Origin of the sequence: Sphingobacterium hungaricum (assembly GCF_015210005.1) — a bacterium.
GTDB lineage: Bacteria > Bacteroidota > Bacteroidia > Sphingobacteriales > Sphingobacteriaceae > Sphingobacterium > Sphingobacterium hungaricum.
The window spans coordinates 1,909,479-1,929,110 of the sequence record NZ_MU158698.1; the positions used below are offsets into that span (position 1 = coordinate 1,909,479).

Consider the following 19,632-nt stretch of genomic DNA (forward strand, 5'->3'; position numbering starts at 1 on the left):
CCTCTGTGGAACTTTGCGGTTAGCTTTAAAAAACGAAGACCGCAGAAGAAACATAAGGTTGTTAGTTATAAAAGAAAAAATTGTCTTTCAACAATGCTTCCCCCTTTGAGGGTTAGGGGATTTTATCTACTCAAAAATTACCGTCTTATTCCCATTCAGCATGACCCTGTCTTCGGTCAACAATTTTAATGCATGGCTTAAAACAGCTTTTTCAATTTCTTTTCCTGCGGTTACCATTTCGGTCAAATCATATCCATGATGAATAGATTTTGTGCGTTGCACAATAATTGGACCTTCGTCCAAATCATTCGTCACAAAATGTGCTGTCGCGCCAATGATTTTGACGCCTCGGTTTTGCGCTTGGCGATACGGATTCGCACCAATAAAAGCAGGGAGAAAGGAATGGTGGATATTTATCACTTTATCCTTAAATTTCCCAACAAACTCCGGCGAAAGAATACGCATGAATTTGGCAAGAATGATAAAGTCAGCATCATAATGCGTTAACAGGTCTGAAATTCCATGTTCAAAATCACTTTTCGATTTTTCTTCATGCGACACATAATGAAAAGGAATTTCAAATTTTTCCGTAAAAGTCCCTAGAGATTCATAATTGCCGATGACCGCCAAAACATCCGCATGCAGGGTATCAAAATAATTTCTAACCAGAATGTCAGCTAAACAATGATGTTCTTTGGTAACCAATAAAACTATTTTTTTGCGATTCGCGGGGTTGATTTTTACGCTTGCATTGTAGGGCAAAGTCTTCGTCAATTCCTGTTGCAGGATATCCGCATGTTCAGGAATTCCAGAACAGACTACACGCACGAAAAACTTGTTGTTCGCTTCGTCGACATATTCGCGCATGGTCACAATATTCAATTTTTGCTGTGCTAAAACATTCGAAATTCTCGCGACAAGGCCCACCTCATCTGCACATTGAATCAATACTAAAGTCTGTTGCTGCATGAATCTTAAACCGCTTCTTTTGCTAATTGTTCCTCTAAATCCACTTCGTAACGCAGGTTGTTGACGATATGTTTCTGTCGATCCGGTGTGTTTTTGCCCATATAATATTCCAAAAGTTGCGGTAATTTATTGTCTTTTGAGAGAATAACGGGGTCTAAGCGAATGTCTTTTCCAATAAACAATCCGAATTCTGAAGGCGAAATTTCGCCCAAACCTTTGAATCGTGTGATTTCAGGTTTAGCGCCTAATTTTGCAATTGCACGCTGTCTTTCTTCGTCGGAATAGCAATAAATTGTTTCTTTCTTATTTCGTACCCGAAATAATGGCGTTTGCAAAATGGATACGTGGCCAGATTTCACCAAATCAGGGAAATATTGCAGAAAAAATGTCAATAGGAGCAAACGAATGTGCATGCCATCGACATCGGCATCGGTCGCGACGACGATGTTGTTGTAACGCAAACCATCCAAGCCGTCTTCGATATTTAATGCATGTTGCAATAAATTGAATTCTTCGTTCTCATAAACCACTTTTTTAGACATGCCATACGAATTCAATGGCTTTCCTTTCAAACTAAAAACCGCCTGTGTTTGGACGTCTCGTGATTTGGTAATTGAACCGCTGGCAGAATCACCTTCGGTAATAAATAAGGTCGTTTCTAAGTTACGCTCGTTCTTGTCGCTAAAATGGATTTTGCAATCTCTTAATTTGCGGTTGTGGACAGATGCTTTTTTCGCACGTTCATTCGCTAATTTTTTGATTCCAGCGATGTCTTTACGTTCGCGTTCCGACTGCAGAATTCTTTTTTGCAAAGCATCCGCCGTTTCAGGGTTTTTATGCAAATAATCATCCAATGCTTTCTTTACAAAATCATTGATAAAGGTTCTGACGGTTGGTCCATCCGGACCAACGCTTTGAGAACCTAGTTTTGTTTTCGTTTGCGATTCAAAAACAGGTTCTTGCACTTTGATTGCGATTGCTCCGATAATCGACGAGCGCACATCTGAAGCATCAAAATCCTTTTTATAATATTCCCGAATGGTTTTTACCACCGCTTCGCGGAATGCTGCCTGATGCGTTCCTCCTTGGGTCGTATGCTGTCCATTCACGAATGAATAATATTCTTCCCCATATTGTTGGCCGTGCGTGATCGCCATTTCAATATCTTCACCACGGAGATGAATAATGGGATAGCGCATGGCTTCTGTATCAATATTACGTTCTAATAGGTCTTTTAGGCCATTTTCAGAAATAAATTTCTGGCCGTTGAAATTGACCGTTAATCCAGCATTCAAGAAAACATAATTCCAGATCATGTTTTCTACAAATTCCATCCGATATTTATAATGGCTAAAAATCGTATTGTCGGGGTAAAACGTAACGCTTGTTCCGTTTCGCTGCGTGGTTTCTTTCTGTTCGTCATTGACCAATTCGCCTTTGTTGAACAAAGCAATCCGAGTGACGCCCTGACGGTAAGATTGTACGGTAAATTGTTCGGAAAGTGCATTTACAGCTTTTGTACCCACACCATTTAAACCAACAGATTTCTGGAATGCTTTACTGTCGTACTTTCCGCCGGTATTGATTTTAGAAACAACATCTACAACCGACCCGATAGGGATCCCGCGTCCGTAATCCCGTACAGACACTTTATTTTCATTGACCGTAATGTCAATGGTTTTTCCAGCGCCCATAACGAATTCATCGATACAATTATCAACGACCTCTTTCAATAAAACATATATTCCATCGTCATAAGCCGAACCGTCGCCCAGTTTTCCAATGTACATGCCAGGTCTCAGACGGATATGTTCTTTCCAATCGAGGGATCGTATGCTGTCTTCGTTATATGTTGTCATAAAGTTCTTGTAATGCTAACAAAAATAGTAAAATGAAAGGGAATTCACATGAAAACCAGTGTAAAACTAAAAAGTCGACAGAATTGCCGACTTTTTAGTTTTTTGTGAACGATGATTATCTGCCGAAATCATCTTGTACACGTACAATATCATCTTCATCAGAAGGATTTGAACCATCAGTATGTTGCCAGATTTCAGCAACGACACCATAATTTGTCAATCCAACTAAACGGTGACGCTGTCCTTGGCTCAAACGAATGGTTTCGCCCTCTTTTAAAATCTTTAATTCATGTTCTTCGTCAGTTGGGCTTGTAACTACGCCAACTTCTCCTTGAATCACGCGCCAGATTTCCGCTCTGCGGTGATGGTACTGCCATGATAATCTTTTGTTCGGTCCAACAATTAAAATCTTAGGGCTTAATTTTCCGGAAATTTTTAGATCTTGAACATCCAATCCCTCGAAATATGCATTCGCAAATTCTTGAGCTTGATCTTCATTGATTACAAAAAAACCGCCCCAAGGTCTTGTCTGATCGATGTTGTCAATCCCAAAACCTTTTTCTTTTAATTTTACTTCAACTTGGCTGAAAAGCTCGCTTTTATCAATGTATGTCATGGTTAGAAAAATTGCATTTATTTGTGTGAAGATAAAATTTTTCCATAAATAAACCTAAAAATATTAAAATACTTTCTTTCGATTTCCGTTTCGCCCATCAGTTCAATCCTAATAATATCGTATCTTTGTATTTTTAATTTCAAACAAAAATACATGAGCAGTTTACCTATTGATTTACAAAATAAGGCCTTTATGCAGGCCGTATCGTTTGTAAATCAAACCAATCAGCATTTATTTCTAACAGGTAAAGCTGGTACTGGGAAAACTACATTCTTAAAATACATCCGCGAGAAATCCTATAAAAAAATGGCGATTGCCGCACCGACAGGTGTTGCGGCGATGAATGCGGGCGGAACGACTTTGCATGCCTTATTTTGGTTGCCTTTCGGTGTGTTTATCGAAAATTATGAATTGAAATGGAACGAGCAGGACAGCCATATCTACAACAAAAGCCGTCTGTTTTCGACCATTAAATTGACCAAACAACGCCGTGCATTATTGCAAGAACTGGAGTTGCTAGTCATCGACGAAGTGTCAATGGTGCGAGCCGATACCTTGGACGCAATCGACGTCATCCTAAAATCTGTTCGTCGCGATATGCGTCCGTTCGGTGGATTGCAAGTTTTATTTATCGGTGATCTTTATCAATTGCCTCCAGTCGTTCGTGAGCATGAATGGCAAATCCTGAAAGACGAATACAGCAGCATGTTTTTTTTCGATGCAAAAGTATTGAGAAACAATCCTCCAGTATTATTGGAATTAGCGAAAATATACCGCCAGAAAGATGTTGATTTTATCCATCTGCTGAATGCGATTCGCAATAACAACTGCAGCGTTGGAGATTTGGAATCTCTGAATAGTCATTACAATCCAGATTTTGATCCAAAAGAAGATGAACAGTTTATTACCTTAACTTCTCATAATCGTTTGGCTGACGAAATCAATCAAGAAAAACTCCAAAAACTACCTGGAAACTTACAGCAGTTGAAAGCTGTGGTCAAAGATGATTTTCAACGAGGGTCTTTCCCTGCGGACGAAAATCTAGCCTTAAAAATCGGCGCTCAGGTCATGTTTATCAAAAATGATGTCGGCGAGGACCGTAAATATTTCAATGGAAAGATAGGTGTAGTAAAAGAATTGCTTCTGGACAAGCACCAGATTGTTGTTTCGTTTCCGAATGGCTCGGAAGATGTCGTCGTCAAACGGGAGACTTGGGAAAACATCAAATATTCGTACGATAAAGGCGAAGATAAAATCGATTCTGAAGTGATGGGGACTTTCTCGCAATTTCCTTTGCGTTTGGCTTGGGCGATTACGATTCATAAAAGTCAGGGTCTGACATTTGAAAAAGCAATTATTGATGCCGGAACTTCCTTTGCTCCAGGACAGGTCTACGTCGCTTTAAGTAGAATGACCGGCTTAGAAGGCTTGGTTTTGAAATCCAGAATCCCTAGCCATTCCATTCGCACGGACTTTCAAGTTGTCGAATTTATGCAACGCACGCAGGATGAAGAACAATTAAATTCTTTACTGGAAGAAAGCCAGCGAAATTATTTAGCTCAGATTTTAATAAATAGTTTTAAATGGCATCAGTTAGTGCAAGAAGCAAGTGATTTAAAAGTCGCATTAGCCGATCGGAATATTGATCATAAGCAAGTGGCCATTGAATTTTTCGATCAATTATGTACTGATTTGGAAAATCAAGAATTGGTGGCGAATAAGTTTATTACCCAATTGCATAAAATGCTTCAAAATAAATCCGCCATTGATTACACATCGATTTGTGATCGCACAACTTCTGCAGTTTCTTGGTTTTTGCCAAAATTAGATCAGGAAATTATTGATAAAACAAGCAAGCATATACACGAATTTGAGCTTAAAAAGCGGACAAAAAAATACATAACCGAACTCAAATCGCTATTGTTGACTTTTAAAAGAAAGCAAGAGCAAATCAAGCATTGTGAAACAATTGCCAAAACATTGACCAAAAAAGATGACTTGGCCATTGCTGCTGAAAATTTATTGAAAGCCGAAAAGACAATCGATAAAACGTTGGTGGCATCCTCTGAGCTGGATAAAAAAGATACCAAAACAATGACATTGGAATTGTTTCATGACGGTTTGACCATTGAAGAAATAGCGAAAAAGCGGGATATGGTTGTCGGAACAATCTATGGGCACCTTATTCACTTTGTGGGAACGGAAGTTGAAGCTGCGGATTTAATTGATGCAGCGAAGCTGAATGAATTGACAAAAGTAATCCGTGAGAACCCAAATAAATCTTCATCCGAATTGAAAATGATATTAGGGCCGAAGTTTGATTATCCTGACATCAAGCTAGGTCAGCGTGTCGTGGAATTGGAAAATGCCTAAATTCCTATAATTTTCTTGTCTATATTATTGATTTACTTATCTTTGCATTCATTTGAAACTTCAGCATTCTATATCTAGATTTTTAATCTACTTTGCGATTTACAGCCTTGCATTAGCAGGCATCGCCTATTTATTGGCAAAATGGCTCGCTCCGGCGCAGCTATTAAGCCCAAATTTTTGGTTGATGTTTGTGTTTATCTTTTTTCTGACCGTTATTGCTTACGTTTTATCGGTTTTTGGCCTGAGCAAAAACCCAGAAGTGGGCACAATGACCATTCTCGGAGGCATGCTAATTAAGATGTTGTTCGCTTTGAGTTTGTTCATTTTTATACGTTTTAAATCGGATGAAAATCTGCTCGTTTTGGGCCTGAATTTTTTTTCTATATATTTATTGTTCACAGTCTTTGAAGTTATATCTTTGTTGCGTATCTTGCGCCACCAAATAAAAAGGTAAAAAACATAGCATACATGGAATTTAGCCACATTTTGACATCAGTAAGAATTAGAATAGTTGCCTTAATCGCTGTTTTATTCACTTGTTTTTCCGCTGTTGCCCAAAATTCGGAGCACAATCACCCTTCAAATGTGGAGGATATTGAGGCTTCATCTGACGCACATCACGCCGAAGAAAAGAAGGGATTTGACATCACAACATTTATTTTTCACCACATCGGCGACTCACACGAGTTTACTTTTTGGGGCGGTGATGCCGAAGGAAAATCAAATTGGGTGGGTATTTATCTTCCTGTTATTTTATTTACCGATAATGGTCTTGTTACATTCTCTTCAAGTGAATTTGAAAGAAATGATGCAGGAACAAAAATCGTTGAGAAAAAAGGTCAGAACTTTGTGAAGTACCATGGTAAAATTTATTATGCTACAGCAGATGCAAATGACCACGGTGCGTACATTGCTTATGATGAAGAACACCACGCTACCAATAAACGTCCTTTAGATTTTTCAATCACTAAAAACGTATTCAGTCTTTTATTAGGATTCGTTATCTTAATTGTTGTTTTCTTTTCTGTTGCAAAAGGATACAAGAAAAATGAAGGTAAAGCACCAAGAGGAATTCAATCTTTCTTTGAGCCGATCATCATTTTTGTAAGAGACGAAATTGCAATCCCTAACTTGGGTCACAAATACGAACGTTACATGCCTTACTTATTAACTGTATTCTTTTTTATATGGTTTATGAATATGTTGGGCTTGATTCCGTTTTTCCCAGGATCGGCAAACGTAACGGGTAATATTGCGATTACTGCGGTACTAGCGGTGATTACTTTATTGATTACGTTGTTTAGCGGAAATAAGTATTACTGGGGACACATTTTCAATCCTCCAGTGCCTTGGTGGTTAAAACCTTTGTTAATCCCTGTAGAGATTGTAGGTGTTTTTACAAAACCAATCGCATTAGCTATTCGTTTGTTTGCAAACATTACGGCAGGACACATTTTAATTTTATCATTATTATGTTTGCCATTTATTTTCAATGCGCATTCAGTTGCTGCTGGATCGGTAGTTTTTACCTTATTCATCAGTTTGATTGAATTATTGGTGGCATTTATACAAGCATTTATTTTTACGATACTTTCAGCGCTATTTATTGGAATGGCGGTCGAAGAGCATCACGATCATTAATTAAGAACAATTTTGTTAACTAAATATATATTAAAATGACAGGTACATTAGCTGCAATTGGCGCAGGTTTAGCTGCGATTGGTGCTGGAATTGGTATTGGTAAAATCGGTGGTTCTGCAATGGAATCTATCGCACGTCAACCAGAAGCTGCATCAAAAATTCAAACTGCTATGTTAATCGCTGCTGCTTTTATCGAGGCGGTTGCATTATTCGCAGTAGTTGTTTCTTTAATCGCGTAATTAAACGTAATTAAGAACAAAGAATTATAAAGAATCTATACTCGGGTTTGCCGTTTGTAGATTCTTTATTAACTATTTAGTTTCAAAGAACAAAGATTTTAAATTAATATAGAGTATGGATTTATTAATTCCTGAAATTGGCCTGGTATTTTGGCACACGGTAACCTTCTTGATTTTGTTGTTTTTATTGACAAAATTTGCTTGGAAACCTATTATGAAAGGCATCAAAGATCGTGAGACAACGATTGAAAATGCATTAGAAGCTGCGGAAAAAGCTAAATTAGAAATGCTTCGTTTAACGAACGAGAATGAGCAATTGTTAAAAGAAGCTCGTGCGGAACGTGACGAAATTTTAAAAGAAGCAAAGAAATTAAAAGATACTATCGTTTCTGATGCGAAAGTTGAAGCACAGGAAACTGGCAAGAAAATGATCGAGCAAGCTCGCAAAGAAATTGACGATCAAAAAATCAAAGCTTTAGTTGAAGTGAAAAATCAAGTTTCTGCATTATCTTTGGAAATTGCTCGCAAAGTATTAACGAAAGAGTTTGAAGATCAGAATGCACAAGAAGAGCTAGTTTCTGACTTGTTGAAGGATGTGAAGTTAAACTAATTGATTACGATTTAAAAAAGAACTATGTCTGTATTTACAGTTGCTTCCCGTTATGCAAAGTCATTAATTGATCTATCTATTGAAAGAGATAATCTTGATGTAGTCAAAACAGATGTGGAGCAATTTTTGGGCGTACTAAACGAGAATCCTGAATTGTGCGCGGTACTTAGAAATCCAATCATTAAATTGGATAAAAAGAGAAATATCTTAGCAGCTATTTTCAAGGATAAAATAGATCCTGCCATATCTTCTTTCTTTAATATCTTAATTAATAAAGGCAGAGCAGGCATTTTAGAAGATATCGCAAAAGAATTCTTGCGCGAATACAATGAGGTAAAAGGCATTGTGAAAGCTAGAGTTATTTCTGCATCCGCGTTAACGGAAGAGCATCTTGCTGAGTTGAAATCAATTATTTCAAAAGAAATCAATGCTGATGTGATCTTGACAAACGTTGTCGATCCTTCGATTATTGGTGGATTTGTGATCAATGTTGGTGACAAGCAGATTGATGCGAGTATTGCAGGAAAATTAAATAAATTAGAAAAGTATTTTACAAGTCAAGGCGTATAACCTTGATCGAAAATAGTAGATTCAAAAACCCCTTATAAAAATTACAATGATAGAGGTAAGACCAGATGAAGTTTCGGCAATTTTAAGAGAACAATTGTCAGGCTTTAAATCAGAAGCCGAACTAGAAGAAGTAGGTACTGTACTCCAAGTGGGTGACGGTATTGCTCGTATTTACGGCTTAACGAAAGTACAGTCCGGTGAGTTGGTTGAGTTTGAAAGCGGATTGCAAGGTATCGTATTGAACTTAGAAGAGGACAATGTGGGTGTGGTACTTTTAGGATCTTCTGACGAAATTAAAGAAGGTGACACAATCAAACGCACAAACAGAATTGCTTCTATTAAAGTAGGAGAAGGTATGTTGGGTCGTGTGGTTAACACATTAGGCCAACCAATCGATGGTAAAGGACCAATTGTTGGTGAGACGTACGAAATGCCTATTGAGCGTAAAGCGCCAGGAGTTATTTTCCGTCAGCCCGTAACTGAGCCTTTGCAAACAGGTATAAAAGCAATTGATGCGATGATTCCAGTAGGTCGTGGACAACGTGAGTTGGTAATCGGTGACCGTCAGACAGGTAAAACTGCGGTTTGTATCGATACGATTTTAAATCAAAAAGAATTTTATGATGCAGGCGAGCCTGTATTCTGTATTTATGTTGCGGTAGGTCAAAAGAACTCTACAGTAGCGAATATCGTTAAAACATTAGAAGATCGCGGTGCAATGGCTTATACTGTTGTTGTTGCGGCTTCTGCAGCTGATCCAGCGCCAATGCAGTTTTATGCACCAATGGCAGGAGCAGCAATCGGCGAGTTTTTCCGTGACACAGGTCGTCCGGCATTGATCGTTTATGATGATTTATCAAAACAAGCTGTAGCTTACCGTGAGGTGTCGTTATTATTACGTCGTCCTCCTGGTCGTGAGGCTTACCCTGGAGACGTTTTCTACTTGCACAGCCGTTTGTTAGAAAGAGCTGCGAAAATCAATTCATCTGATAAAATTGCGCAAGGAATGAATGATTTACCAGAATCAATCAAGCATTTGGTAAAAGGTGGCGGTTCGTTAACGGCATTGCCGATTATTGAAACTCAAGCTGGTGACGTTTCTGCTTATATTCCAACAAACGTAATTTCGATTACGGATGGTCAGATTTTTTTGGAGTCTAACTTATTCAACGCAGGTATCCGTCCAGCGATCAACGTTGGTATTTCGGTATCGCGTGTAGGAGGTAATGCACAGATCAAGTCGATGAAGAAAGTTGCTGGTACATTGAAATTGGATCAAGCTCAGTTCCGCGAGTTAGAGGCTTTCTCTAAATTCGGTTCTGACTTAGATGCAGCTACGAAAGCAGTTTTGGATAAAGGTATCCGTAACGTGGAAATCTTGAAACAAGGACAATATTCTCCAGTTTCTGTTGAAAAACAAGTTGCGATCATTTATGCAGGTACAAAAGGTTTGTTCCGTACAGTTCCTGTAAATAAAGTTCAAGCATTCGAAGACGAATATTTAACACAATTGGAGCAACGTCATCCGGAAGTTTTAGCAGCGCTTAAAGCTGGTAAATTCACTGATGAATTGACAGGCGTGTTAGAAACTGTAGCTAAAGAATTAGTAGGAAAATATTAGATTAGATTTGAGAGCATAGATATGAGACTATAGATATGAGAGCATAGATTCGAGATTAAGCGTAATGAAATCTCAAATCTTCAGTCTCATATCTCCAATCTCATGTCTCATATCTCATATCTTAAAACAGATTCAGAGAATAGATTATAAGATTGAATGACGTCAAGGTCTCAAATCTGACATCTCAAATCTCACATCTAACAAAAACATGGCAAATTTAAAAGAAGTAAGAAATAGAATAGTATCTGTAAGCTCTACGCAACAGATTACAAAAGCCATGAAAATGGTTTCTGCAGCAAAATTGAAGCGTGCTACAAATGCTATTGTACAATTACGTCCATATGCGAATAAATTAAGGGACATCCTAGCGCAGGTTTCTGCATCTGTTGAAGGAAGTGAATCGCCTTTTACAGAAGATCGTATCCCTACGAAAGTGTTGATTATTGTTGTCTCTTCAAATAGAGGATTGGCGGGCGCATTTAATGCTAATGCAATCAAAGCGACAAATAATTTAATTGCCAACAAATATGCTGATCAATTTGCACGTGGTGACGTTAGTTTGATCGCTATCGGTAAAAAAGGACAAGATTTCTTTGAACGCCGCAATTTCAATGTTATTGGAAATAATACCGAATTATTTGCTAACCTTAATTTTGAGAATGTTTCTAAAATTACAGAATATGTAATGGAGGAGTTTAAAGAAGGAAACATTGATCGTGTGGAAGTTGTTTACAACCAATTCAGAAATGCAGCGATTCAGATCTTAACCACAGAGCAGATTCTTCCATTATTACCAGAAGAGAAGCCTGAAGATGCAAAAGTTTCTGAAACTGACTACATCATCGAGCCTTCGAAAGAAAAGATCATTGAAGAATTGATTCCTAAAGCAATCAAAACGCAGTTATACAAAGCAGTTTTGGACTCACATGCTTCTGAGCATGGTGCTCGGATGACGGCGATGGATAAAGCAACTGAAAATGCTGGTGATTTATTGAAAGCATTGAAATTGTCTTACAACCAAGCGCGTCAAGCAGCGATTACAACCGAATTAACGGAAATCGTTTCGGGTGCAGCAGCGTTGTCCAACGGATAATTAAGAACATTAAGATAGTGAGGAGGCTTTTAAAGCCTCCTTTTTTTTGTTCAAAATATTAATTTTTGACATTTTTTTAACGGAAGCAACATTGTGGCATATTAAAAATCTAGTTAATTTTAAATCAAGTTTTAATATTTTATCACATATCGTATGGCAAAGAAATTATTCGTTTCGAATTCGGAAGAATCTTCGCGTATGTTTAAAAATGATTTTCTAGAATCATTGACAAAAATTCATTATGCAGTTCCATTGGTGTTCTGGATTCCTGTAATCATCTATTTTATTTGGAAAGCGTTAGTACCTGGCGAACTTTCTGGAGGCAAAGTATTTCTTTATTTTGTGTATGGTTTGGCATTCTGGACCTTGGCAGAATATGTATTGCATCGCTGGGTATTTCATTTTGAGCCGAAGTCAAAGTTTGGACAGCGTGTGCATTTTATCTTTCATGGAGTGCATCACGATTTTCCCAAAGACCGTTTGCGTTTAGTTATGCCTTTGTCGGCAAGCATTCCAATGGCGGCGATTATTTATTTTATCTTCTATTTGTTTTTTCAAGAGTATACGCTTGCTGCATTTTTTGCGGGATTTTTAGGAGGCTATCTGATTTATGATGAGTCGCATTACGCCATGCATCATGCAAATTTTAAATCCGGACTGTTCAAAAAAATAAAAGATCACCACATGTTGCATCATTATCAAGATCCAGAACATGGTTTTGGAGTCAGTTCTTACCTCTGGGATGTTATTTTCAATTCTGGTTTTGCGAAGAATAAGACAAGAAAGGACTCAAATAAGCTGAAGAATGTAGAAAATGGAGAAACGAATTAGTCTCTCCATTTTTTATTGCAATAACTTCGACGCAAAGCTGTACCGAATGTCGTCGGAAACAAGTTGCCTTCTTTAATTTTCCCACGCTTTGTATAATGCAATCTAGACTGAAGCTGGTTGGTGACTTATTCGAAAAAGCGCGATCAATATCGCCTTACTAAGCTCGATTTAAATATAGTCAAACAGACACCAAATTTTTTTTGCCTATTATTTTCAGTAAATTTACTGCATGAGCAACAATGATATCATGAAAAAACTCCGTGTCGCTATGAAATTTACTGACGAAGATATCGTTGGTGTGTTGGCGTTAGTGGATTTTAAAGTTTCGAAAACAGAACTTAGTGCGATATTTCGGAAAGAAGATCATCCTAATTTTAAACCATGTGGTGACCAATTGCTCCGCAATTTTCTTAATGGATTGATTATTTACAAGCGAGGACCAAGAAATAATAAATAAGGAGTACTATCTAATTATTTACATTATTGATTTAACGGGCTATCATTCGTTTCAATGATTTGAATTCTTGCCGTTTGATATCTTTCAAAGGGGGGGATGTCAACGTTTGAAAGATTGAGAATTGTAGCCCAAATAGCTAGACTGTAGCGGATTACAAATCCGCTTTTATCATTAATTCAGGATACCCCTTCGGAACATCCTGAATAGCATAAATTCTTGTTGCTAGATATCTTCCGAAATAAGATGTCAACGTTTGAATGATTGAGAATTGTATCCCCAATGGCTAGACTATAGCGGATTACAAATCCGCTTTTATCATTAATTCAGGATGCCCTTTCGGAACATCCTGAATAGCGTAGTACCTTATTCCTTACTCTTTATTCCTTAATCCCTACCGCTACCATCGAATCAATGCCGATCCCCAAGTAAATCCCGCACCAAATGCAGCCAGACAGACTAAGTCGCCGTCTTTGATTTTGCCTTGTTCCCAAGCTTCGCATAAAGCAATCGGAACAGAAGCAGCCGTCGTATTTCCGTATTTTTGAATGTTATTAAATACCTTGTCATCCGACAGGCCCAATGTTTTTTGGATAAACTGCGAGATTCGTAGGTTAGCCTGGTGTGGAATTAACATATCGATATCTTCGGTTTTTAAGTCATTTTTTGATAAAGCTTCACCGATCACTTCAGGAAATTTGACAACCGCTTTTTTAAATACAGCTTGTCCATCCATTACTGGAAATGCAGTTCCGTCTTCTAGCATTTCGGGAGTCATTAACATGCCACCTAACTCCTGATTAGGCCATGTCGGTGGATTTTCGGTCCATATTCCTCCAGACGCTCCGGGATAATACATCGCTAATTTTTCTGCATCAGCACCATCTGAATGCAAATGTGTGCTTAAGATGCCTTTTCCAGCTTCAGTGGTTGGCTGTAAGACAATAGCTCCAGCGCCATCACCGAAAATGACCGACACTGCTCTTCCACGTGTAGAAAAATCCAGCGCAAAAGAGTGTTTTTCCGAACCTACAACCAAAATATTCTTATACATGCCTGTTTTGATAAACTGATCGGCAACCGATAATGCGTAAACAAATCCAGAACATTGATTTCGGATATCCAACGCACCGATCTCCTTCATACCCATCTCTCTTTGTAACAATACGCCACAGCCCGGAAAATAATAATCTGGGGACAAAGTCGCGAACACAACAAAGTCTATTTCTTCAGCAGTAGTATTTGCACGCTCAATAGCAATTTTGGCAGCCTCTACGGCCATGGTGGTCGTAGTTTCGCCTATACGGTCGGCATAACGTCTTTCTTTAATTCCGGTACGCTCTTGAATCCATTCGTCACTTGTTTCCATAAAACGGGTTAAGTCATTGTTCGTGTAGACATTTTTTGGAACATAATATCCTAAACCCGCAATTTTAGATTGAAACATAATTTTTAGTTTTGATTAAAAAATATTGTATTTAAAGCAATATTACGCTTTTTTTGAAAAATAAACTATTTTTGTCTAATGAGTGTAGAGACGGAACAAGAAACCTTCACGTTAGAGGAAATATTGGCTTCAGTAAAAGAATCCAACAGGTTGATTTTGTGGAATGATGACATCAATACGTTTGACCATGTGATTTATTGCATGATGCATTATTTGCAATATTCTGAATCCGAAGCAGAACGCATCGCCTGGCGTGTTCACAACGAAGGGAAATGTGCGATTTTAGAAGGCTCTTACACCGAAATGGAAATCTATCGAAAAATCTTAAAAACCGAAGGCCTAACAGTTTCTGTCGAATAATTTAAGGTAATAATGCAGTTACGATACATCATATAAGCTTTAATTTATTCACTTTTGCATGTAATCATTTATATTTTCACATGCTAAACAGAAATTTTCTTAGCTTATTCCTATTCCTTCTTCCATTTTTTGCATTAGCTCAAAAGGCTCAAATCCGTGGGTTGGTCGTTGTTGATTCATCCAAACAACCTATTGCGGGGGCTACCGTGGCGTTGTTGACGCAAAACACGCAAGCGTACATTCGTGGACAACAAACAAATGAGAAAGGCGAGTTCGTATTTGACGAAGTAGACGCTTCGACTTATACCTTGAGAATTTCCTATACTGGATTAGAAAATTACCTGAAAGAAAATCTAGTGATTACTGCGGGAAATAATGTCAACTTGGGAACTCTGGAATTAACAGAAGCCAGTCAGACGATTTCTGAAGTTGTAGTTGAAGGGAGAATGCCTGATATGCAACTGGATATTGATAAGAAAGTTTTTGATGTAAGCCAAAGTTTGGTCAGCGTTGGAGGAACAGCTTCCGATGTTTTGGCGAATGTGCCTACGATCCAAGTGGATTCTGATGGTTCTGTATCCTTGAGAGGTTCGAGCAATGTGCGTATTTTGATTGATGGAAAAGAATCAGCAATGGCTGGATCGGACATCAATAGTTTTCTGCAATCCATGCCTGCCAATTCAATTTCTAAAGTAGAGGTAATCACAAATCCTTCTTCAAAATACGATGCTGAAGGACAATCCGGAATTATTAATATTGTACTTAAGAAAGATGCAAGAATCGGACTAAATGGTTCTGTGACTGCTTCTGCAGCGACTTACAATAACTACATGGCCGGCGTAAATCTAAACTACCGCGACAATAAATTCAATTATTTCGGAGGATATAATTTTAACCGTAGAAATAATGTCGGCAGCAGCCGAAATGATAATGTTGTCCTAATCGATGGACAAATTTCTGACGATAGTCAGCGTACAATAAGCAATTCGGAGAATACACGATTAAACCATAGCCATACGTTTAGATTTGGTGCAGATTTTTATGCAACTGAAAAAACGACCTTGAGTTTAGGGTCAAATATTAGTATCCGTAAAAACGATCGCCTTTCCGATATAGATTTTGACTATTTCAATATTCCTGAATTCGGAAGCAATTCATCGAGAACTTCTCAGCAATATGAAGACGATTTAGGATATGACATTACTTTTGATTTTAAAAGAGAATTAAAAAAAGAAGGTGAGGAATTAACAGCAAACGTAACTTTTGGGTCGGATACTGAAGATGGAACCAATGAGTTCTCACAAACTTACGCGAGCACCCGCAAAGATTTAAACCGAAACAATACCACCACAGAAAATGGTAAAAATTGGAATCTGCAATTGGATTATGTGTTGCCATTAGGAGAGAATCACAAGTTCGAAACTGGTTATCGCTCCATTATCCGCAATACCGAAGATACTCAGTTTTCTTTACTTCAAGATACCATCACAGGAGTTTTCAATCCTGATTACCGCGTGAGCAATGATTTTGATTTAAAAAGCAGCGTACATGCGGTGTATGCGAATTACCAAAGACAATTAAGCGATCGAATCGGTATGCAAATTGGATTGAGGGCTGAACAGGCTTACTTAAATTCTATCTACTATAGCAAGAATCCAGACGCAGCACCTGGAACAGCAGAAATTAGAGCAGAACAAGACTATTTCCGAATTTATCCAACTGCATTTTTGACCTACAGAGTTGGCGAAAAAACGGATAAAATTCAATTGAGTTATTCCCGCCGTGTGCAAAGACCGAGAGGATGGCAGGTTAATCCATTTTTAGATTTATCCGACGAAACGAATTACCGTCAAGGTAATCCAAATTTATTGCCTGAAGATATTCATTCCTTTGAGTTGAGTTTTGCTAAATTCTACGAGAAATGGAATTTCATTAGCTCTGCTTACTACCGCAAGGTTTTTGATATGGTTCAGCCTTTTCAATACGATATTGATTTAATTGAAGACATCATCGGAACACCAGTAGGAAACGAAACCTATATGAAATGGGAGAATGTAGGAAAGCAAGATGCGATGGGTTTTGAGTTAATCTCTAAAGTGAATTTATTTAAGTGGTGGGATGTTACTGCCAATGCAAATTTATTTTACAACAACACGCAACCATACGATCAGTTTCCTACGAACAGTGCGGAAAACTTTAGCTGGAACGGTAACTTAAGTACCAATATCAAATTTACAAAAACTACTTCTGCTCAAGTTAGAGGAGATTACCGCGCACCGCAAAATTCATTGCAAGGCAAAATGTATGCAATGAGCGGCTTGGATATCGCATTGCGCCAAGATGTATTGAAAGGTAAAGGAAGCATTATGTTTAATGTACGCGATGTATTCAATACACGTATGTTCAAATTTGAGAGCAATCTGCCAACTCGCTATACAATTTCTGAAAACCGCTGGATGCCTCGCATGTTCACGCTTTCATTTTCTTACCGATTTGGTATTCAAGATTTATCAAAAAATCGCAAAGAGAATAATGCGATGCCTGAAGATATGGGCGGCGAGCAATTCTAAATTGTCGCGGTTCGAATAAATGATTAATTTTTGATATTCAATTTTAAAATTGCTAATTTCACTAAATAGAAACTTAAACAACCTTAATAAACAGTTAACATGAAAAAACAATTTATAGGTGCTATAGTTGGATTTGCTGTGCTAAGCACAGTAGCTTGCAGCACGCAATCACCTAAAAACGCTTCAGCAGATGCTTCTGTACCCGCTTATGAGCTTTTGGATTTACCGAAAGTTAATTTGAAATCTTTTAGAAAAAATGCTGTAGGAGCTTATGTCATTTTTGATGGAACTTCTTTAGAAGGATGGCGTGGATACAACAAAGATCATATTCCTAGCAAATGGGCGATTGACAATGGTACATTGAAATTCTCTAAAAAACCTGCTGGCGTACAAAATGCAGAAGGTGGTGATTTGATTTTTGCTCACGATTTCAAAAATTTTGAGTTAGAATTCGAATGGAAGATTTCAGAAGTTGGAAATTCAGGTGTTTTCTTTTTAGCGAAAGAAGTGAAAGACCAGGCAATCTACGTTTCTAGTCCTGAGTATCAGTTGTTAGATAACGAAAGACATCCTGACGCAAAACAAGGTGTTGATGGAAACAGAAAATCTGGATCTTTATACGATATGATTCCTGCGAAGCCTCAAAATGCATTTCCGGCAGGAGAGTGGAACCGTGCGAAAATTGTTGTAAACAAAGGAAAAGTTACACATTATCAAAATGATGAGAAAGTTGTTGAATACACGTTGTGGACTCCAGAATGGACTCAACTATTGGACGCAAGTAAATTTAGCAAAGAAAAATGGCCTTTAGCTTATGAGTTATTGAACAACGTAGGTGGTAAGTCTAAATCTGGTGTGATTGGTTTCCAAGATCACGGTGATGATATCTGGTTAAGAAACGTTACTGTAAAGGTATTGTAATTCTCAATTCCAGCAAAAGCAAAAGCCCCAAATTCAATTAAGAATTTGGGGCTTTTTATTGTGATTAATTAGTAACCTGGATTCTGCTCTAAGCTTGGATTGATAGCAATCTGAGATGGAGGAATTGGGTATAGAAATTGATTTTCATTGCTCACCCAAGGCAACACTTCTAAAGCCAATCCTGTCCGGCAGAAATCAAACCATGTCTCTCCTTCAAACAAAAGTTCAAGCTCTTTTTCCAATTGAACTTTCTTTACAAAATCATTCACGCTCGTAAACGAACCAATTGCATCAGGCGTTAATCCCGCACGTTCTTGAACAGCTTTCAATGAATTGTAAGCTTCAGTGGATACGCTGTTGCTTACACGAGCTGCAGCTTCTGCATGGATTAAGTAGATTTCAGAAAGACGGATCAAAGGCAAGTTTTGGATTGCTGGATTGAAGTTTGGAAATTTGCCCATAATGATTCTATCTGTCGAATTGACCGTAGCCTGAACCAGTGTCGCATCTTTTCTCTTATCTTCATCTGCATACAATGTATTGATTCTGTTTTCTGGTTTTACATAGAACAATAAACTCGCATTGGCATTACTCACTGCCGCTAATGGATTTGTTGCTTGATTATCAAATTGTAATTCAAAAATAGATTCTGTTGTGTTTTCTGCTGACCATATTGACCCATAATCACCAACTAAAGAATAATCTGTAAGGGCTAAAATTTCTTCAGAATATTCCAAAGCTTTACTATAATCATTGGTAATCGATGCATGATAAAGATGTACTTTCGCCAGCAAAGCCTTAGCGGTATTTACGTGTGCGCGACCTTTTGTCGTAGGAACATCTGCATAGCTAGCGGGCAAAGTTTCTTCGGCTTCCGTTAAATCTTTGATGATTTGATCATAGATAACAGCAGGAGCTGCTTGATCGACAACAGGGTTTTCTGTTTCTTCAGTAGGCTCTAATTTTAATGGAACATTTCCGAAAGCACGGACCAAGTAAAAATAACTCAGCGCGCGTACGAATTTGGCTTCACCAACAAATTCGTTTCCTTTTTGCTCGGAAATCAAGCTTGCATCCATCTCTGGAACATGTTTGATAATGTTGTTCGCCGAATTGATGGTCGCATAGATTCCTTGCCACGAATTGGTAGTCCATGCATTGGCAGCTACTAGCGAATCAGTTGCGAATAATTCATACTCTGGGAAACTTCCGGTATGCGAAACGTGACCGGCAGAAAATTCAGGAATAATGACCATTGTCTGCCCATAGGTAAACGAACTTAATAACGTTCTGTACATACCGTTCACTGCCGCCGTAGCATTGGTCTCAGAATTAAAAAAATCATCTGCTCCAACCTGACTTAATGGATCGCGATCTAAAAATTTCTCACAAGAAAAACAAGTGAAGAGCAGCAATGATGCGAAAAATATATTTAGTTTTTTGTTCATTTTATTTCAA

At 38.1% G+C, this 19,632-nt stretch carries 17 protein-coding genes; 12 read left to right on the plus strand and 5 right to left on the minus strand.

Annotation, left to right across the window (positions count from 1 at the left end):
- Positions 1 to 126: 126 nt before the first annotated feature.
- From purU to C4F49_RS11550, 3 genes are all read right to left on the minus strand, one after another.
- Positions 127 to 969, minus strand: a complete 843-nt coding sequence (gene purU, locus C4F49_RS11540; protein ID WP_196935989.1) for a formyltetrahydrofolate deformylase — start codon at positions 967 to 969, stop codon at positions 127 to 129.
- 5 nt (positions 970 to 974) lie between these two features.
- Complete coding sequence (locus C4F49_RS11545) at positions 975 to 2,828, minus strand: DNA topoisomerase IV subunit B (protein ID WP_196935990.1); 1,854 nt, start codon at positions 2,826 to 2,828, stop codon at positions 975 to 977.
- A gap of 115 nt (positions 2,829 to 2,943) precedes the next feature.
- Positions 2,944 to 3,444 (minus strand): cupin domain-containing protein, encoded by a 501-nt coding sequence (locus C4F49_RS11550; RefSeq protein ID WP_196935991.1) that lies wholly within the window; start codon positions 3,442 to 3,444, stop codon positions 2,944 to 2,946.
- A gap of 153 nt (positions 3,445 to 3,597) precedes the next feature.
- On the opposite strand from C4F49_RS11550, the gene C4F49_RS11555 reads away from it, so the two are divergent.
- The 9 genes from C4F49_RS11555 to C4F49_RS11595 all read left to right on the plus strand — a co-directional run bounded on the left by C4F49_RS11555 (position 3,598) and on the right by C4F49_RS11595 (position 12,879).
- Positions 3,598 to 5,817 carry a helix-turn-helix domain-containing protein gene (locus C4F49_RS11555; protein ID WP_196935992.1) on the plus strand — a complete coding sequence of 740 codons (2,220 nt, stop codon included), beginning with the start codon at positions 3,598 to 3,600 and terminating at the stop codon, positions 5,815 to 5,817.
- 468 nt (positions 5,818 to 6,285) lie between these two features.
- Positions 6,286 to 7,458, plus strand: a complete 1,173-nt coding sequence (gene atpB / locus C4F49_RS11560) for a F0F1 ATP synthase subunit A (RefSeq protein ID WP_196935993.1) — start codon at positions 6,286 to 6,288, stop codon at positions 7,456 to 7,458.
- Positions 7,459 to 7,493: 35 nt separating this feature from the next.
- Positions 7,494 to 7,697, plus strand: a complete 204-nt coding sequence (gene atpE, locus C4F49_RS11565; protein ID WP_196935994.1) for an ATP synthase F0 subunit C — start codon at positions 7,494 to 7,496, stop codon at positions 7,695 to 7,697.
- Positions 7,698 to 7,812: 115 nt separating this feature from the next.
- Positions 7,813 to 8,307 carry a F0F1 ATP synthase subunit B gene (locus tag C4F49_RS11570; RefSeq protein WP_196935995.1) on the plus strand — a complete coding sequence of 165 codons (495 nt, stop codon included), beginning with the start codon at positions 7,813 to 7,815 and terminating at the stop codon, positions 8,305 to 8,307.
- A gap of 24 nt (positions 8,308 to 8,331) precedes the next feature.
- On the plus strand, positions 8,332 to 8,877 hold the full coding sequence (locus C4F49_RS11575) for a F0F1 ATP synthase subunit delta (protein WP_196935996.1): 546 nt from the start codon (positions 8,332 to 8,334) through the stop codon (positions 8,875 to 8,877).
- A 46-nt stretch (positions 8,878 to 8,923) separates the two neighbouring features.
- On the plus strand, positions 8,924 to 10,498 hold the full coding sequence (gene atpA / locus C4F49_RS11580) for a F0F1 ATP synthase subunit alpha (protein WP_196935997.1): 1,575 nt from the start codon (positions 8,924 to 8,926) through the stop codon (positions 10,496 to 10,498).
- A gap of 208 nt (positions 10,499 to 10,706) precedes the next feature.
- Complete coding sequence (gene atpG, locus C4F49_RS11585) at positions 10,707 to 11,591, plus strand: ATP synthase F1 subunit gamma (protein WP_196935998.1); 885 nt, start codon at positions 10,707 to 10,709, stop codon at positions 11,589 to 11,591.
- A gap of 153 nt (positions 11,592 to 11,744) precedes the next feature.
- Positions 11,745 to 12,422, plus strand: a complete 678-nt coding sequence (locus C4F49_RS11590; RefSeq protein WP_231388287.1) for a sterol desaturase family protein — start codon at positions 11,745 to 11,747, stop codon at positions 12,420 to 12,422.
- A gap of 229 nt (positions 12,423 to 12,651) precedes the next feature.
- The gene (locus tag C4F49_RS11595) at positions 12,652 to 12,879 is read left to right on the plus strand and encodes a DUF1456 family protein (protein WP_196935999.1); all 228 of its coding nucleotides are present in this window, start codon (positions 12,652 to 12,654) and stop codon (positions 12,877 to 12,879) included.
- 397 nt (positions 12,880 to 13,276) lie between these two features.
- Here C4F49_RS11595 and C4F49_RS11600 read toward each other — a convergent pair whose 3' ends face one another.
- Positions 13,277 to 14,323, minus strand: a complete 1,047-nt coding sequence (locus tag C4F49_RS11600; protein ID WP_196936000.1) for a 3-oxoacyl-ACP synthase III family protein — start codon at positions 14,321 to 14,323, stop codon at positions 13,277 to 13,279.
- 78 nt (positions 14,324 to 14,401) lie between these two features.
- Between C4F49_RS11600 and C4F49_RS11605 the strand changes: the two genes are divergently transcribed.
- The 3 genes from C4F49_RS11605 (at position 14,402) to C4F49_RS11615 (ending at position 18,174) form a co-directional block, all read left to right on the plus strand.
- Positions 14,402 to 14,683, plus strand: a complete 282-nt coding sequence (locus C4F49_RS11605) for an ATP-dependent Clp protease adaptor ClpS (RefSeq protein WP_196936001.1) — start codon at positions 14,402 to 14,404, stop codon at positions 14,681 to 14,683.
- A gap of 80 nt (positions 14,684 to 14,763) precedes the next feature.
- On the plus strand, positions 14,764 to 17,253 hold the full coding sequence (locus C4F49_RS11610; RefSeq protein ID WP_196936002.1) for a TonB-dependent receptor: 2,490 nt from the start codon (positions 14,764 to 14,766) through the stop codon (positions 17,251 to 17,253).
- Between the two features lie 99 nt (positions 17,254 to 17,352).
- Positions 17,353 to 18,174 carry a 3-keto-disaccharide hydrolase gene (locus C4F49_RS11615; RefSeq protein WP_196936003.1) on the plus strand — a complete coding sequence of 274 codons (822 nt, stop codon included), beginning with the start codon at positions 17,353 to 17,355 and terminating at the stop codon, positions 18,172 to 18,174.
- Positions 18,175 to 18,242: 68 nt separating this feature from the next.
- Here the strand turns inward: C4F49_RS11615 and C4F49_RS11620 are convergent, their stop codons facing one another.
- A complete protein-coding gene (locus C4F49_RS11620) occupies positions 18,243 to 19,622 on the minus strand; it encodes a RagB/SusD family nutrient uptake outer membrane protein (protein WP_196936004.1) in 1,380 nt (459 codons plus the stop codon).
- Positions 19,623 to 19,632 lie beyond the last annotated feature (10 nt).

Excerpts from the sequence above, each read along its gene's own strand:
- purU (WP_196935989.1), bottom strand. The coding sequence starts at position 969 with ATGCAGCAACAGACTTTAGTATTGATTCAATGTGCAGATGAGGTGGGC.
- C4F49_RS11545 (WP_196935990.1), bottom strand. The coding sequence starts at position 2,828 with ATGACAACATATAACGAAGACAGCATACGATCCCTCGATTGGAAAGAA.
- C4F49_RS11550 (WP_196935991.1), bottom strand. The coding sequence starts at position 3,444 with ATGACATACATTGATAAAAGCGAGCTTTTCAGCCAAGTTGAAGTAAAA.
- C4F49_RS11555 (WP_196935992.1), top strand. The coding sequence starts at position 3,598 with ATGAGCAGTTTACCTATTGATTTACAAAATAAGGCCTTTATGCAGGCC.
- atpB (WP_196935993.1), top strand. The coding sequence starts at position 6,286 with ATGGAATTTAGCCACATTTTGACATCAGTAAGAATTAGAATAGTTGCC.
- atpE (WP_196935994.1), top strand. The coding sequence starts at position 7,494 with ATGACAGGTACATTAGCTGCAATTGGCGCAGGTTTAGCTGCGATTGGT.
- C4F49_RS11570 (WP_196935995.1), top strand. The coding sequence starts at position 7,813 with ATGGATTTATTAATTCCTGAAATTGGCCTGGTATTTTGGCACACGGTA.
- C4F49_RS11575 (WP_196935996.1), top strand. The coding sequence starts at position 8,332 with ATGTCTGTATTTACAGTTGCTTCCCGTTATGCAAAGTCATTAATTGAT.
- atpA (WP_196935997.1), top strand. The coding sequence starts at position 8,924 with ATGATAGAGGTAAGACCAGATGAAGTTTCGGCAATTTTAAGAGAACAA.
- atpG (WP_196935998.1), top strand. The coding sequence starts at position 10,707 with ATGGCAAATTTAAAAGAAGTAAGAAATAGAATAGTATCTGTAAGCTCT.
- C4F49_RS11590 (WP_231388287.1), top strand. The coding sequence starts at position 11,745 with ATGGCAAAGAAATTATTCGTTTCGAATTCGGAAGAATCTTCGCGTATG.
- C4F49_RS11595 (WP_196935999.1), top strand. The coding sequence starts at position 12,652 with ATGAGCAACAATGATATCATGAAAAAACTCCGTGTCGCTATGAAATTT.
- C4F49_RS11600 (WP_196936000.1), bottom strand. The coding sequence starts at position 14,323 with ATGTTTCAATCTAAAATTGCGGGTTTAGGATATTATGTTCCAAAAAAT.
- C4F49_RS11605 (WP_196936001.1), top strand. The coding sequence starts at position 14,402 with ATGAGTGTAGAGACGGAACAAGAAACCTTCACGTTAGAGGAAATATTG.
- C4F49_RS11610 (WP_196936002.1), top strand. The coding sequence starts at position 14,764 with ATGCTAAACAGAAATTTTCTTAGCTTATTCCTATTCCTTCTTCCATTT.
- C4F49_RS11615 (WP_196936003.1), top strand. The coding sequence starts at position 17,353 with ATGAAAAAACAATTTATAGGTGCTATAGTTGGATTTGCTGTGCTAAGC.
- C4F49_RS11620 (WP_196936004.1), bottom strand. The coding sequence starts at position 19,622 with ATGAACAAAAAACTAAATATATTTTTCGCATCATTGCTGCTCTTCACT.